The organism is Capnocytophaga sp. oral taxon 329 str. F0087, from assembly GCF_000213295.2.
Taxonomy (GTDB): domain Bacteria; phylum Bacteroidota; class Bacteroidia; order Flavobacteriales; family Flavobacteriaceae; genus Capnocytophaga; species Capnocytophaga leadbetteri_A.
In genome coordinates this window covers 6,789-7,447 of record NZ_KN390039.1, presented here as the reverse complement: position 1 = coordinate 7,447, position 659 = coordinate 6,789, and the positions used below count along the sequence as shown (strand labels likewise).

The 659-nt window shown below is 39.9% G+C and carries 1 protein-coding gene; it reads right to left on the bottom strand.

Annotated elements, in window-relative coordinates; all coding sequences use genetic code 11:
* On the bottom strand, window positions 1-659 hold a 659-nt coding region (locus HMPREF9074_RS09855), incomplete at both ends, for a virulence factor SrfC family protein (protein WP_034540522.1).

Genomic DNA, 659 nt, shown 5'->3' with positions numbered 1-659 from the left:
TAGGTTATACACCTCTATAGGGGTTACACTCAGTTGCTCTATAAACTTATTAAACAGCGAAAAATCTTGCCTTATCGAGGCGTTAAACTGAAACTGTAGTTGTGTAACCAACTGCATATTCTTAGTCCGCATAGCCTGTATATCATCCGTGTACAAGTAGGCCGAAAGCTCTGTTTGCAAATCTCTAAGTGTCTGGTTGAGCAGTGTGATATAATGATTTATCTTTATAAGGTTGTTCGATACCTTTTGCAGATTATTAATAATGCGTTCCGAACCGTCTTGGTTCACTTTAGCTGCGGCATCCCAAGCGGCTTGTGGGTCTTCAAAGTGTCGCTGTACAAAGTCAAATTCAGTAAACGAGCGTTTCAGCGCATTCATAAAATCCACCCTATCTGCCCGTAGTGCTGTCTCTTCTTTGTAAGTCTCAAATCCTTCAAAAGTATGTTTCGAGTAGTTGAAATCACGCAAGAGATACATATTGCTAAAGTAAGGCGAACCTACCGACCAATGGGTATGCCAATCTCTTGATTTGGTAACGATTTCTCCCTCAAAAATAGCATTAAAACGAGCTATCCATTTGTGGTTCAGTGCCGTATAGTCTGTTAAGTAGTTATTATCTGCCCCGTCTTTATAATATAGCTGTTCGTTAAAAAAGGTGT